The 13,265-nt window shown below is 68.8% G+C and carries 15 protein-coding genes; 6 read left to right on the forward strand and 9 right to left on the reverse strand.

Going from position 1 to position 13,265, the window contains the following annotated elements:
* Positions 1-192: 192 nt before the first annotated feature.
* From ACZ592_RS35110 to ACZ592_RS35140, 7 genes are all read right to left on the reverse strand, one after another.
* Positions 193-840, reverse strand: a complete 648-nt coding sequence (locus ACZ592_RS35110) for a TMEM175 family protein (RefSeq protein ID WP_471585764.1) — start codon at positions 838-840, stop codon at positions 193-195.
* 443 nt (positions 841-1,283) lie between these two features.
* Positions 1,284-1,610, reverse strand: coding sequence for a hypothetical protein (locus ACZ592_RS35115; RefSeq protein ID WP_471585765.1), 327 nt, complete (start codon positions 1,608-1,610; stop codon positions 1,284-1,286).
* Positions 1,611-1,664: 54 nt separating this feature from the next.
* Complete coding sequence (locus tag ACZ592_RS35120) at positions 1,665-1,907, reverse strand: maleylpyruvate isomerase N-terminal domain-containing protein (protein ID WP_471585766.1); 243 nt, start codon at positions 1,905-1,907, stop codon at positions 1,665-1,667.
* A gap of 242 nt (positions 1,908-2,149) precedes the next feature.
* A protein-coding gene (locus tag ACZ592_RS35125; protein ID WP_471585824.1) for an IS5 family transposase occupies positions 2,150-3,009 on the reverse strand; the annotation gives its coding sequence in 2 pieces (ribosomal slippage) (positions 2,150-2,652 and positions 2,652-3,009; 861 coding nt in all).
* 22 nt (positions 3,010-3,031) lie between these two features.
* The gene (locus ACZ592_RS35130; protein WP_471585767.1) at positions 3,032-4,618 is read right to left on the reverse strand and encodes an alpha/beta fold hydrolase; all 1,587 of its coding nucleotides are present in this window, start codon (positions 4,616-4,618) and stop codon (positions 3,032-3,034) included.
* A 203-nt stretch (positions 4,619-4,821) separates the two neighbouring features.
* The gene (locus tag ACZ592_RS35135; RefSeq protein ID WP_471585768.1) at positions 4,822-5,304 is read right to left on the reverse strand and encodes a serine hydrolase; all 483 of its coding nucleotides are present in this window, start codon (positions 5,302-5,304) and stop codon (positions 4,822-4,824) included.
* A gap of 596 nt (positions 5,305-5,900) precedes the next feature.
* Complete coding sequence (locus tag ACZ592_RS35140; protein ID WP_471585769.1) at positions 5,901-6,341, reverse strand: hypothetical protein; 441 nt, start codon at positions 6,339-6,341, stop codon at positions 5,901-5,903.
* 151 nt (positions 6,342-6,492) lie between these two features.
* On the opposite strand from ACZ592_RS35140, the gene ACZ592_RS35145 reads away from it, so the two are divergent.
* The 5 genes from ACZ592_RS35145 (at position 6,493) to arr (ending at position 10,903) form a co-directional block, all read left to right on the forward strand.
* Positions 6,493-7,749: a sensor histidine kinase gene (locus ACZ592_RS35145; protein ID WP_471585770.1), complete on the forward strand. Its 1,257-nt coding sequence runs from the start codon at positions 6,493-6,495 to the stop codon at positions 7,747-7,749.
* Positions 7,737-8,384, forward strand: coding sequence for a response regulator transcription factor (locus ACZ592_RS35150; protein WP_471585771.1), 648 nt, complete (start codon positions 7,737-7,739; stop codon positions 8,382-8,384). Before ACZ592_RS35145 ends, ACZ592_RS35150 begins: the two co-directional genes overlap by 13 nt.
* Before the next feature lie 145 nt (positions 8,385-8,529).
* The gene (locus tag ACZ592_RS35155; protein ID WP_471585772.1) at positions 8,530-8,730 is read left to right on the forward strand and encodes a zinc finger domain-containing protein; all 201 of its coding nucleotides are present in this window, start codon (positions 8,530-8,532) and stop codon (positions 8,728-8,730) included.
* 1,163 nt (positions 8,731-9,893) lie between these two features.
* Complete coding sequence (locus ACZ592_RS35160; protein ID WP_471585773.1) at positions 9,894-10,367, forward strand: hypothetical protein; 474 nt, start codon at positions 9,894-9,896, stop codon at positions 10,365-10,367.
* 107 nt (positions 10,368-10,474) lie between these two features.
* The gene (arr, locus tag ACZ592_RS35165) at positions 10,475-10,903 is read left to right on the forward strand and encodes an NAD(+)--rifampin ADP-ribosyltransferase (RefSeq protein ID WP_471585774.1); all 429 of its coding nucleotides are present in this window, start codon (positions 10,475-10,477) and stop codon (positions 10,901-10,903) included.
* A 119-nt stretch (positions 10,904-11,022) separates the two neighbouring features.
* On the opposite strand, the gene ACZ592_RS35170 is transcribed toward arr, so the two are convergent.
* Together ACZ592_RS35170 and ACZ592_RS35175 are read right to left on the reverse strand one after the other, a co-directional pair.
* Positions 11,023-11,271 (reverse strand): hypothetical protein, encoded by a 249-nt coding sequence (locus ACZ592_RS35170; RefSeq protein ID WP_471585775.1) that lies wholly within the window; start codon positions 11,269-11,271, stop codon positions 11,023-11,025.
* A gap of 172 nt (positions 11,272-11,443) precedes the next feature.
* The gene (locus ACZ592_RS35175) at positions 11,444-12,010 is read right to left on the reverse strand and encodes a TetR/AcrR family transcriptional regulator (protein ID WP_471585776.1); all 567 of its coding nucleotides are present in this window, start codon (positions 12,008-12,010) and stop codon (positions 11,444-11,446) included.
* 113 nt (positions 12,011-12,123) lie between these two features.
* On the opposite strand from ACZ592_RS35175, the gene ACZ592_RS35180 reads away from it, so the two are divergent.
* Entirely contained in the window at positions 12,124-13,047 is a 924-nt protein-coding gene (locus tag ACZ592_RS35180) for an NmrA/HSCARG family protein (protein ID WP_471585777.1), read from the forward strand.
* The last annotated feature ends 218 nt before the right edge of the window (positions 13,048-13,265 follow it).

Genomic DNA, 13,265 nt, shown 5'->3' on the forward strand with positions numbered 1-13,265 from the left:
CGCGGGTCGCTGAACCGATGCGCCGCGGAGATGCCGGCGCGCGCCACACGTCTCCAGGGCCGCGCGTGGGTCATCGCGTCGGCAGCGGCCTCGGAACTGTCGTCGGGGTCCACCACGGCTACCGGTGGCGAACCGTCCGCGGGGCACCGCACGAGCCCATCGTCGGCGGGAGCGACGATTCCGGACTGCGTCTCATGCCTTTCCCTGCGAGCCGAGTCTTCGGGTGTGGTGGGCGACGACGTAATGGGCGGGAATGAGTGTGAGCCAGAACCACATGGCTGCTGCCGTATTGATGAAAGCCAGAGGGATGGAGAGCCCGAGGACCAGGACGCTGGCGCCGAGTCGGGCAGTGAAGCGATGGCGGGCCACGGCGGCGGTCGATGCCGGTGAGGGATGCACTTGGCGCTGTGTGAGCAGCAGCAAGATCGCGTGTACCGCATGGATCGCGGCCATGGCACCCGCGTAGAGGGCAACGGTTTCGGGCTGGGAGGCGTACTGGGCCAGGAGCGCCGTGGGGAACGGCAGCAGGGCGACGAGGCCAAGACCCAGCAGAACCAGACGCGTTACCGCGACCGTCTCGGTGGGCAGCGCGGTCAGGATCCGACGGTGGTCACGCCAGAGTCCGGCAAGGAGAGCGAAGCTGAGGGCGAAGGCGCCGACTTTGGGAAGGGCCTCGGCCAGGGCCTTGTGGAATGCGGCGTCGTCCAGGTGGGCGGGGATCGCGACGTTGATGACGAGAAGGGTCATCGCGATGGCGTAGATGCCGTCGGACAGAGCGATCAGGCGTGCCGCGCCCGGCTCCCTCGTGTGAAGGTGGGCCGGTTTCACTGGATCGGTCATACCGACGACAGTAGGGCTACGCACTGCCTTTGGCGGCAGGGCATGTCGGTCGGATACGTCGGCGTAGGAAATCTGGTCCGGCCGCGGAACGTGCGGAAAATCCCTCGACCTCGGGAGAGGCGGTGGGCACTCTCGTGCGGGCCGGTGAGGGGGGCCCGCGCTCCGGACAACAGGGTCCGCCCCCCATCACGGGCGTTAGAGCGTGCTGAAGCCGCTCTCCCCCGGTCGGAGGCAGCCACGGGGCTGTCCAGCAGCGCGCATCACGCATCGTCAAGGTCGAAATGTGCCTGCCGGCTCCCGGCATCGGGCCCTTGCCCCATCGACTACGACATCCTGAAGTAAGCCGCCCTCATCCAGTTCGGCACCTGATCGACCGGGCGGCACTCAACTGAACAGCGGGAACCGCTCCGCGTCCGCGCCGAGCCGGTGCCGCTCGGGGTCGGTCAGCGGCACTCGCCCGGTGGCGGCCCGAGCGTAATGCTCGCCGTCCCAGTCCATCGGGACTGCCCGGCCCAGCAGGCCGTCCAGCGTCGCTCGGACGCATGCCAGGCCCGCCCCTGAGAGGGTCGCCGGGCGTCCGGCAGTCCGACGATCAGGTCCAGGTGGTGAATGGTGGCCTCGACGGCGAGAGTCGTCAGCAGGTCCCCGACGGTGAGCACACGCCCCTGCGTGCCGATCCGCAGGCCGGTGTCCGCCCGCCCCGCAGCGAGGACCAGGGCCGCCGCCGTCTCCAGGTACAGCTCCCGCAACTGCCCGAAGTCGAGGAACATGCTCGCACCCACCCGGGACCAGCGCCGCCCGTGGGCCGCCCCCACCGCATCCGGCTACCAGTCCCGCCAGTACCTGACCGCGTCCCGGTCGACCGGCCCCTCCGCCGGGCTGTGCAGCGCCACCAGCCCGCGTTGCGCGTCGGCCAGGCAATGGAAGACGAGATCCCGCACCGCCCAGCCTGTGCATCCGCTCGGCGTCCACGACCGCTCGTCGCCAACTCCCCGCACAACATCACTGAACGCGCCGTACGCCGAACCCACCGCCTCTACCGCGCCGTTCTCCACGTGACCAACCACGCCGACCCTCTCCTCCCCATCCGCCGGGCTGTCAGCCCGTCCCGACCGGCCTCGAGCCTCGACTCCATGGACCCAGGATGGCCCTGCCCGGCCCCAGGCGCTGTACACGCCGTCCTCCGCTGCCACTTGGCCAACAGAACCAACGGCGTGTCTTCGCACCACAGAGCACCTACCCCACTGATGCGAGCGACCACGCGAGCCCACAAGATCGCCCGGACAGCGCCTAGGGCGTTTCGTTTGGATCATCGGGCGGACCAGATGAAGATGCCGGCGAGGTGGAGCCCGGCGAGGTAGATGGTCGCGGTCTTGTCGTATCTCGTGGCGAGGCCGCGCCACTGCTTCAAGCGGTTGATGCACCACTCGACGGTGTTGTGCTGCTTGTAGGCATCACGGTCGAAGCCCGGCGGTCTGCCGCCGCGGCTGCCGCGGCGGAGTCGGTGGCCGCGCTGGTCGGCCGGGACGGGGATGACCGCTCGGATGCCGCGTCTGCGGAGGTGGTCGCGGATGGCGCGGGAGGAGTACGCCTTGTCGGCCAGGACCACATTGGGCCGGGTGCGGGGTCGCCCGCGCGGGCAGGGGACGCGCAGGCGGGCCATGACGTCGGGGAATGCGGGTGCGTCACCGGCTTGCCCGGCGGTCAGCACGAAGGCCATCGGCCTGCAGCGGTCGTCGGACGCCAGGTGGATCTTCGTGGTCAGTCCTCCGCGGGACCGGCCGATGGCATGGTCGTGCGGCTCGCCGGCCGGGACCCCTTTTTACGGGCCCCGGCCGCGTGCTGATGCGCGCGCACGATCGTGGAGTCCACCGAGACTGCCCAGTTCAGGTCCTCATCCGCGTCAGCCTGTGCCATCAGCGCGGTGAAGACCCGCTCCCAGGTGCCGTCCACCGCCCACATCCGCAGCCGGTTGTACACCCCGCGCCAGTTGCCGTACTTCTCCGGCAGATGGACCCACTGAGACCCCGTCTGAAACTTGAAGGCGATCGCATCGATCACCTCACGGTGATCCCGCCACCGCCCACCCCGCCGAGGCGTCCGGTCCGGCAACAACGGCTCGATCCGCGCCCACTGCGCGTCGCTTAACGGCACACCCGGACCAACGATCAGATGATCCGAACGAAACGGCCTAGTCGGCCCGCTTGACGCAGGTCTCGTCCTTCTTCGGCAGCTTGCCGGTGGCCAGGTAGGTGTTGACCTTGTTGTCCACGCAGTCGTTGCCGTAGAGCCCGTAGAGGGCGTGGCGATTGGCGCCCTTGAGGGTGAGCAGTTTGGAGCTCGGCAGCTGCTTGTGCAGGTCGAGGCTGCTGCGGTAGGTGGTGCGGGTGTCACCGGTGGCGGCGACGATCAGCGTCTTGGCGTCGCGGCGCACTTCGGTGGGCTGCTCACGGGGCGCGTCCAGGAAGGCACAGGTACTGATGTTGTTGACTACCGGACCCATGATCGGGTGCTCGGCCCGGCTGCGCTGGATGTCCTTCCAGTACGTTTCGGGGTCGCGAGGAGCGGGCTTGTCGCCGCAGATGATCGTGGCCTGCACGCCGGAATTCGGCGACCCGCCGGTCAGGGCGGACTTCAGCGCGGCGGCGAAATCGGGCGACAGTTCGGTGGGCTGTCCTTCCGCCGCCTTGGCAAGTACGGAGACCTGCTCGGCGAACGAGGCCCGCGCTTCGGGGGTGTCGTCCGAGTTCCCCGCGACGAAGAGGAACGGCACCTGGGTGTCGTCGAGTTGGAAGGTGCTGGCGCCCGTACCGACGGCCAGCGGGCTGCGCGCGGACGCCGCGACGATGCGGTCGAGGGTGGCGAGCACCGCGGCGCGGGTGCTGCCAAGGCCGTAGGTGGCGTGGCGCTTCGCTGCCCAGGCCGCCCAGTCGGAGAGAGCCCGCTCGTTCTCGCGCTCGGAGCCCTTCAGCAGCCGGGGACCGTAGTCGGCCGGGGCGATCGCCCCGTCGAGGACGAAGCGGTCGTATGTGCCGGGAAACATCTGGGTGTAGACGGTGCCGAGGTAACTGCCGTACGAGTACCCCAGGTAGGAGATCTTGCGTTCGCCGAGCGCGCCCCTGATGACGTCCATGTCGCGGGCCGTGTTGCGGGTGCTGACGTGCGGCAGGACGGAGCCGCTGGTGGCGCGGCACTTGTCGGCCAGGCCCTTCTTGAAGGCGACCTGGCGCTCGAAACTCCCCCGGCTGAGACCGGCCGAGCGGATGTCGGTGCCGACGGGCCAGCCGCAGTCCAGCGGGGTGCTGCGGCCTACGAAGCGCGGGTCGAAGCCGATGATGTCGTAGCGCGGCCCGGTCTTCTTCATCATTTTGCGCACGTCCGGCGGGGACTGGACGGCGGGCCCGCCGGGGCCGCCGTTGTTGAGCAGGATCGAGCCGATGCGGTGGCGTGTGTCGGTGGCCTTGAGCCGGGATATCGCGACAGTGATCGTACGACCCCGGGGGTCGGCGTAGTCCAGCGGTACGAGTATGTCGGCGCACTGCACGCCGGCATTGTCCAGGTCGCGGCCCATCGCGTCGTCGGGCCCCTTGGCACAACTGCCCCAGCCCGGACGCTGGTTGTAGTAGCGGTCGAGGCCGGTCCGGGCGCTGCTCGTGGCCGAGCTGGTACTCGCGGCCGTGCCGGTGGCCGTGGCCAGGGCGGGAGTCGCGGTGAGGGCGGCGGTGAGGGCGAGGCCCGCGGCCGAAGCACGGCGGGCGGTGGTGGTGAGCAGGGTCACGCGGTCTTCTCCTGGAACGAGTGGGTGCGGTTGGTGGGGCGGAAGGCGCCGTCCACGACGGAGCGGAAGTCGGCCTCGGCCTTGTCGGTGTCGGGGACCTGGTGGAGGGCGATGGCGATGCTGCGGCCGCCGGGGCCGAGCGCACCGCGCGCGGTGTCCGCCGGGCACGGTCCTGCCGTGTCCCCACCACGTACCGCCGCACTTCAGTGGCGACGAGACCAGGCCCGGCCCGTAGCGGGCGCCGGACCACAGCCCGGTCGGGGTCGGCGGGAACGGTGCGCTTCATCTCGGCGAGCCGGCGCCGCGGTCGCGATCAGGTCACGCGGCTCGAAGTGGCGGTAGCGCCACTCGTCCACGGGTCGTTTGTCGGCAATAGCCTCGACGTAGTCGGGAAGGCCACTGGTGCGCTGGAGCAGCTGCCGTACGGTGAACTTCCGCCCGTCGCAGCCGTTGCCCCGGATCAGCCCCGGCAGACACCGCTCGACCGGAGCGTCCAGCTCGACCCGTCCCTCGGCGGCCGCACTCGGGGTCGGCCAGCGCGGCGGCCGTAACCGCGCTCCCGTGCCGGGTGACGAGGGTGTCCAAGGACGCGGTGAATGCTCCACGTGCCGCCGCCTCGCACCCGGTGGGCGCGCTGGGCTCGGGTGCCGCAGCCGAGGCGATAGAACCGCTCGAGGCGTTCGCACTGGGAGCGGCGACCGTCAACACAGCCGATGTCAGGGCCGAAGCCACCGCATACCGGTCCGGCCGGGCTGTTCTGACGGGGTATTTCTCTGCTCTGGGATGTATATGTGTCACACCGTCAGACGCTAGAGTCTGTGCCGCCTCTACTCACTACAGCCTGCACCCCGACCCCCCAGGGAGCCACCTGTACCCACGGGGTGGGGTGATCCCCCCAACGGGACGGAGCGGCCGGCCTGATGAACTGGCCCCTTGCCCGCGCAGGTGGCGCCGATGACCGCCCGCGCAGGTGGCACCGATGACGCGCCGTCCCCGGCTGAGCTTGCTCCTTGAGGTCGCGATGACCGTTGCGCATCTGACCCACGGCCGCTGTGCCTGCCGTGCTCGGCGGCCATGCCTGCACCCTGGGCTGTGGCTGTCGTTGAGCACGGCATGACTATGTGCGGTCCGAGGAAGTCCACCAGTTACATGACACACGAGCGGGCGATGGAGGCCTGCACCTGCTTTCCGTCAGGGGGCAGCTGCACCTGGATGCGGAGCCCGGCCGAGCGACGGCCGGGCTGATCGAGATGTGTGACCTCCTCCACGGGCACCTGCGAGGTCAGCGTGACTTGGGGAAGGCGGTGCGCAGTGCAGAGCCACGGATGATGAACGCGACTTGGATGATGGGCAGCATGCAGACGACCTGCATCACCGCGTACCACGGCGGGCAGACACCTGGGATCAGGTCGACACCGATGATCGCGATCGGCATGATCACCGCGAGGGCGCTCACGCGCTCGAAGGCCCTTCGGGATCCCCGGGAAGCGGAGACGGTCATCCTGTAGATCAGGACAGCGACTACAGGCAGCAGGACTGCCCGGACCCACATGAACGTGTTCACCATATGACCGCTTCTCGACACCACGATGACCGCCAGGAGGGCGACGGCGCTGAGTACGCCGTAAACCTTGATGCTGCTCTTCGCCGTGTTGAAGGCTCGTCGGGTGTGGGCATGGTCGTGGTGGCCGGCCGAGGGCGGGGTGTGGATGTTGGATTCCATGCTCACCGACGCTACGAAGCGCTCGACCGACGCGGTATCCGTCTGGACGCACGGGTAGGTGGGGATAGCCCTACTCCCCGGCTGACCAGGGCGGTAGCGGGCCCCGCGCGGTGCACAGTAGAAGCACCGAACGGAAAGCAAAGGAAGAAACATGAGACAGCTGGGTTCGTGGCTGGCGCGGGCCGGCGTGGGGTTCGTACGGGCGTGCGCCGTGGCGGCCATCAGCATGCTGGTCCCGGCCTTGTGGGCAGCCGCCGTGGCGCTGGGGATCTGGTGGGGGGCGGGAAACCCATGGTCGTGGGTCGCGCCGGTCGTGTTGGTGTGCGGGGGCACGCTCTCCCTGTCCCGCCCGGTCTGCCGGACGGTCCGCTTCCTCGTCACGAAGTGGACGGCCACCGTCATCCCCGCCGGATACCGGGAGGCCGGGCCGGTGACGCGGATGTCCACCGGGTACTGGTGGAACGGCTTCAGTTACGAGCGCACCCGCCGCGACGCCCTCTTGGATCAGAAGTGGCGGGTCCGGTGGAGGGATCCCGCCAACTGGCGCGATCTGAGGTTCACGGCAGTTGCGCCGCTCACTGCGGGCGTGGTCGCGTCCCTTCCGCCGGCCGGGGTGGCCGTGGCGGTCCTCGAGCTCGGCCAGCCGGAGTCCACTGCGCGCGTCGTCGGGGTGCTCGGCCTGGTTGTGGCCTTCGCTAGTGCCCCGTATGCCTGGCGGTGCGTCGTGCCAGTGGCCGTCCGCTTCCTACGCCCGTCACCCGCTACGGCGTTGGCGGACCGTGTGGACGAACTGACCGCCCAGCGCGCGGATGCGACGGCCGCTCAGGCCGCCGAGATCCGCCGGATCGAGCGGGACTTGCACGACGGGGCGCAGGCCCGCCTGGTCGGGCTCGGGCTCTCTTTGGCGACTGCGGAGAAGCTGATGGAAACCGACCCTGACCAGGCCAGGACGCTGATGCGGGAAGCGCGGGCTGGTGCCACGGCGTCACTGACCGAGCTCCGCGAGCTGGTTCAGGGAATCAACCCGCCCGTGCTGAACGACCGCGGGCTCGTCGATGCCGTTCGCGCTCTTGCCCTGGACAGCCCGCTCGAAGCAGCTGTCAACGCCGACCTTCGGCTCCGCCTGGACCCGCCGATCGAGTCTGCCCTGTACTTCGCCATCGCCGAACTGCTGACCAACGCGGTCAAGCACGCCCGTGCGACCCTGGCCCGGATCTCCATCACCCAGGACGACACCGGCATCGTCATCGATGTCGAGGACGACGGCCGCGGCGGAGTTGGCGTGCGAGCCGACGGCGGACTTGCGGGGCTGCGTCGCCGGCTCGCGGTCTTCGACGGCACCCTGGAGATCACCAGCCCGGCAGGCGGCCCGACCCGGGTGAGGATGATGGTGCCATGCGAATCGTAGTAGCCGAAGACCTCTACCTCCTGCGTGACGGAATGGTTCGCCTCATCGAGGCGTGCGGGCACCAGGTGGTGGCGACGGCAGCCACCGGACCCCAGACGCTTGAGGCACTGCTGACGTGGCGGCCGGACGTTGCCGTCATCGACGTCCGCATGCCGCCGACCCAGTCGGATGAGGGCCTGCGCGCCGCTCTTGCCGCCCGCAGCGAACTGCCCGGACTGCCGGTCCTCATCCTTTCCCAGTACGTCGAGCAGCTGTACGCCCGCGAACTCCTGGCCGACGGCGCCGGCGGCATTGGCTACTTCCTCAAAGAGAGCGTCTTCGACGCCGATCAGTTCATCGATGCCCTGGAACGCGTCGCCGGTGGCGGGACCGCCATGGACCCGGCCGTCATCGCCAAGTTGCTGTCCAGCGGGTCCTCGCATCGACGGCTCGAACGGCTCACCGAACGCGAACACTCCGTGCTCGGCCTCATGGCCGAAGGATTGTCCAATCAGGCCATCGGCCGGCGGCTCTTCCTCAGCGAAAGCGCCATCAGCAAATACACGACCTCCATGTTCGGCAAACTCGGCATCTCCGATGACGACACCAACAACCGCCGTGTCCTCGCCGTTCTCACCTACCTGAACAACCCCTGACCCCCTCGGCTCCGACACAGTCGGCGATTCATAAGTGGTCCCCGTTTCAACACCGGACGCTGACGGTATCGCCGCAGGCCAGTTCGTTTCACGGGTCGTTTCCTTCCCCTTGGCACGTGAAACGTACTCCTGAAACGATCCCGACGTGATCACCGATCCCTACCGGCTCGTCGAGTCGTACGCCTGCCCGATGTCCACCTGCCAGGTTCCGGTGGGCTCGCCCTGCCGCACCACCTCCGGAAAGGTCGCGCTCAAGTACCACACCGCCCGCCTCCAGCTCGTGCCCCGCGAACACGAACGCCTCTACTCCGCCCCCGACCGGCACCGATACCAACTCACGGCCTGAATCTAGATCTTCCGGTCCCGTCCGATGGCCCGGCCAACCTGATCGACGCAGGACGACGTGACTCATAACCTCTCGATGTGACGGACAGGACTGAGGCGCGGGATGCCTTCAAGAACAGATGCTCCAACACCGCGCGCTTGCTCGCACCATGCGTGCGAACGTGCACGCCCCCGCTCTCGCTTGCATGGCCGACGGCCCTCAACACATTCGCGCACACCCGCTCGACGTGACGCTTAATCAACTGGACATCACTCGTCGGCGAGCGAGGCACCATAGCGGGCAATCCCCGGTTACCGAAACCGGCCTTCCTTCGGATCATTGATCCTGCGCCGACCACCTGCGGGCGCATCCCGGTCAGTTCCAGGGGACCCCGATGGTCCGCGTGACGGAAGGACCCATACGCGCTTCACCCTGTCCGGCAAAAGGACATACACGAAAGGCGCGACCGACACGAATGACCAGCCAATGCAGCGAAATACAGCACGACGCGTTCAGCCCCGCCCGCATCTGCACCACATGGAGCGGAACCGCGAGCGTCGAGGCCGCGGTCCAAGCGTTTGGAATATCGCGATCAAAAGGGTACGACCTCGTACGGAGAGGCGATCTCCCCTGCCGCATGCTGGTGATCGGTCGAGCAGCCCGAGTTGTCACCGCGTCCCTCCTGCGCGTCCTGGAGAGCGGCGAGCCCGAGTACAACCGAGCCCCCGATGCGGTCACCACGTCATCCTGACCCACGCCACGACGAAGCCCCGCCGGACGTCCTCCGGCGGGGCTTCGTCAGTCACGCCAGTCACCTGCGAGTCACAGACCCCCCGGACACCACGCTCACTGGCGACCAGAACTGGAAAAACGTGTCGGCATTGGACTGGCTGGACACCTCTGGACGGCATTTACAACCTGTGCCATGTCGTACCACGAGGCCGACTCGCAAGCACCACGGACTTCTCACCGAGATTCGGAGGAGGTGCGGGCCAACTCGGCCTCGCACCAGACGTTTCCACCCCGCACCCCCGCCTGACTCCGCGAAGAACATCACGAAAAGAGCGCCACGATCGAACGGCACGGCCGGCGATCCGTCCGCGTACCTGGTCGGCAACAGGCTGTGAAGTCGCACCCTCCTGGAAGCGGGCTCCCCCGCGTTCTCGGGCGATACGGTCGCAGCCATGATCACTCAGATAGTGACGCTGGCCGGTGTGCTGATCGGCGCCCTGACGTCGTACCTGTCCGTCGCCATGGCCGAACGCTCCAAGTACCGACGCACGATGGCAACCCGCTGGGACGAGCGAAAGCTCAACACGTACATCGAATACGCCGCCTGCGTGAAGGAAGCAGCTGACGCCTCGAAACACGCGCGGCTGGCGGAGGAAGGGTCGGACGCCCACAAGGGGTTCATAGCCACGATGGAAGAAGCCGAGCTCAGACGCTCGGCGCTCTTCGAAGCGCTGCTGATGCTGGCAGATCCTCCCGCTATAGAGGCAGCCCATCAGGTCAACCAGGGCCTGTGGGAGATGGTGAAGCATGCGCGCACCCACGAACCCCCGCCTGTGGTCGGCGACCTTCACGAACGTCTGAACACCTACCACGAGCGAGCCCGCGAAGACCTGGGCATCAACAAGGACGCATGGCAGGCCCTCTGACTCAGGAGGCACGAGGGTGGCCGGCTGAGGCGTGGCGCTCTCCGGTCCCCGTGTCTCTCACGCCCCGCGAGATAGCGTGTCCCGGACCGTTACTTTTCAGGGAGCGCATGGTGAACCCGCCGATTCGCTGGGGCAGCGATGACCCCGGCCCCTTCTTCCACGGAACGAAGGCCGACGTGGCCGTCGGGGCGCTGCTGGAGCCGGGTTACGGCTCCAACTACGGCAAGCGCGACACGGCCAACTTCATCTACTTGACCGCCACGCTGGACGCCGCCGTCTGGGGAGCCGAGCTGGCCGCGGGCGAGGGGCGCCAGCGGATCTACCTGGTCGAGCCCACCGGCTCCTTCGAGGACGATCCGAATCTGACGGACAAGCGGTTCCCGGGCAATCCCACCCGGTCCTACCGCACGCGCGAGGCGCTCCGTGTCGTCGCGGAGGTCCGGGACTGGCAGGGGCACCCGCCCGAGGTTCTCCAGCACATGCTGGAACACCTGGAAGCGCTCAAGGCCCAGGGCATCGAGGCCATCAACGAATAGCCACGTGGAGCGGAGGGCTGCTGCCCCCGGCGTGATGCGCCAGGGGCAGCAGCCGTTCTCGGCTCCACGTCAGCGGGACACATGCCCGCCGCGCGGCCACCGCTCAGCGGTGTGCGATGTCAGCGGTAGTAGATGGGCATGATGTGCTTGCTGTCGTCGCACCACACCTCGTTGTAGCCGTTCTGGTGGGCGTTCGGAAGCTCCGACGCTTCGCACGCCGCCTTCGAGGGGTAGGCCTCGGCGCCGACGGGAACCCAGCCGGCCCCGGGCGGATCGGCGGCGAACGCAGTGGTGCTGGTCAGCGGAATGGCGACCGCGGCCACCCCGACAGCGAGTCCGACACCGATACGAGTACGCCACGACTTCATAGGTATCTCCTTGCCTGCCTTTGACGCTCCGAGTTGGTCACGCTCGGAGATCGGCGAACCGACCGTTCCACATTGAGGCTCCAGGCTCACACGGCTCCAGAGACCCAGGGGCAGCTCCGCGGAACCGAAGGGGCACAGAACAGTGTCCCGGTGTATGCCCCACACGCTTGGTTCAGCTCCGTGGGCTCAGTCCCGCCACGGCCAGCCGGAACAGCCGGTCGGCTTGAGCGGCCGGGTCCGGGTGGTGCTCCGTGGCCAGGACGATGCCGACGGCCAGCGTGATCAGGTCCGCGACGGTGACACCTGTGGCCACCGCGCCGTCCTGCGCGGCGCGGTGGAGCAGCGGCTCCGCCGCTTCTTCCAGCGCCGCCGAGCACGCGTTCTCGTGCACCGGCTCCGACCCGGCGCCGTCGTAGGTCAGGACGGCGGCCAGGCCTCGGGCGGCGACGCAGTAGGCGACGACGTCGGTCAGCCATTCCAAGAGCGCGTCGCGGCTGTCGCCCGTGCCGGTCAGGTCGCGGGCGCGGACGCACAGGACCTCGATCCGTTTCCGGGAGACCGCTTCCAACAGGGCCTGGCGGGTGGGGAAGTGCCGGCGCACGGTCGCAGAGCCCACCCCCGCGGTGCGGGCGATCTGTTCCAGGGAGGCGTCGGCGCCGTGGGCAGCGACCTCTTCCTCGGCCACGGCGAGGATGCGCGTGTAGTTGCGCCTGGCGTCGGCGCGCTGGCGGTCGGGCATGGCGTCACCTCCATGGTTGCCAAGTGGCGGGGCCCGCCATATCGTACCGACGCAGAAACGGCGGGCCCCGCCGTTTACGGGGCACTCGATTGGACACTCACCCGAGGAGCACCATGTCCGCAGATTCCGCGCCCGTCCTGGTCACCGGCGCCACCGGCAGGCAGGGCGGTGCCACCGCCCGCGCCCTGCGTGCGGCGGGCGTTCCCGTCCGCGCCCTGGTGCGCGACCCGGCCGCCGACCGCGCCAAGGCCGTCGAGGCGCTCGGCGTCGAACTGGTCGCCGGCGATCTCCACGACCGCGATTCCGTGGTCCGGGCCGCCGAGGGCGCCCGCGCCGTCTTCTCCGTGCAGATGCCCGCCATGTCGGCGGACGGCTTCGACTTCGAAGGGGAGACGACTCAGGGCGTCAACCTCATCGAGGGCGCGAAGGCCGCCGGAGTGACGCAGTTCGTGCACACGTCCGTCACCGGCGCCGGCCGGCACACCGAAGTGCCCGGCTGGGCCGAGGGCCGTTGGGCCTCGATGGAGCCGACCCTGGGTGCCAAGACCGCGATCCAGGACCGGGTCCGCGCCGCGGGCTTCCCTCACTGGACGCTCCTCAAGCCGGGCTTCTTCATGGAGAACTTCCTCCCGTCCATGGCGTTCCTGTTCCCGCGTGGCGTCGAGGGCGGCCTGGTGAGCGTCCTGAACCCCGGCACCCGACTGTCGCTGGTCGCGGTGGAGGACATCGGCAGGGCCGCAGCGGCGGCCATCACCGCGCCGGACCGGTTCAACGGCGTCGAGTTGGAGCTGGCGAGCGACTATCTGTCGATGACGGAGATCGCCGAGATCCTCTCCCGGGCCCTGGGCACGCGTCTGCCCGCGCCGGACATGACCGAGCAGCAGGCACTCGCCGCGGGAATGCCGAAGATGGGCGCCTCGCACGAGTGGCTGAACGTGGCCGGCCAGCCGGGCCGCCCGCAGTACGCCCGGGACCTCGGCATTCCACTCACCGACTTCGAGGAATGGGCGCGGGAACACATGCGGGCCGATGCCTGACTCCAGCAGGCCGCAAGCGAGGTCCGACCGGACTCGGTGACGCAACTGCCCGGCCCTTGGACGCCCCGGCAGCTCGCCGGGGCACTCGTGGCACCAGCTCGACCTTCGCGCCCCGGACAGGATCGACGTGACATTGGCCGTGGTCGCTCCCGCCGTCGTCGTCGCTGCGGCGAGCGGAGGAAGCGACTGGGCTGTCACCGCCGACGGCTCGTACCGCG

Source organism: Streptomyces sp. NPDC040622 (assembly GCF_055593965.1).

What these genes read in the sequence shown, in the direction of transcription:
- ACZ592_RS35150 (WP_471585771.1), top strand. Translation starts at nt 7,737, where the DNA reads ATGCGAATCGTAGTAGCCGAAGACCTCTACCTCCTGCGTGACGGAATG.
- ACZ592_RS35145 (WP_471585770.1), top strand. Translation starts at nt 6,493, where the DNA reads ATGAGACAGCTGGGTTCGTGGCTGGCGCGGGCCGGCGTGGGGTTCGTA.
- ACZ592_RS35115 (WP_471585765.1), bottom strand. Translation starts at nt 1,610, where the DNA reads ATGTTCCTCGACTTCGGGCAGTTGCGGGAGCTGTACCTGGAGACGGCG.
- ACZ592_RS35180 (WP_471585777.1), top strand. Translation starts at nt 12,124, where the DNA reads ATGTCCGCAGATTCCGCGCCCGTCCTGGTCACCGGCGCCACCGGCAGG.
- ACZ592_RS35170 (WP_471585775.1), bottom strand. Translation starts at nt 11,271, where the DNA reads ATGAAGTCGTGGCGTACTCGTATCGGTGTCGGACTCGCTGTCGGGGTG.
- arr (WP_471585774.1), top strand. Translation starts at nt 10,475, where the DNA reads ATGGTGAACCCGCCGATTCGCTGGGGCAGCGATGACCCCGGCCCCTTC.
- ACZ592_RS35160 (WP_471585773.1), top strand. Translation starts at nt 9,894, where the DNA reads ATGATCACTCAGATAGTGACGCTGGCCGGTGTGCTGATCGGCGCCCTG.
- ACZ592_RS35110 (WP_471585764.1), bottom strand. Translation starts at nt 840, where the DNA reads ATGACCGATCCAGTGAAACCGGCCCACCTTCACACGAGGGAGCCGGGC.
- ACZ592_RS35140 (WP_471585769.1), bottom strand. Translation starts at nt 6,341, where the DNA reads ATGGAATCCAACATCCACACCCCGCCCTCGGCCGGCCACCACGACCAT.
- ACZ592_RS35175 (WP_471585776.1), bottom strand. Translation starts at nt 12,010, where the DNA reads ATGCCCGACCGCCAGCGCGCCGACGCCAGGCGCAACTACACGCGCATC.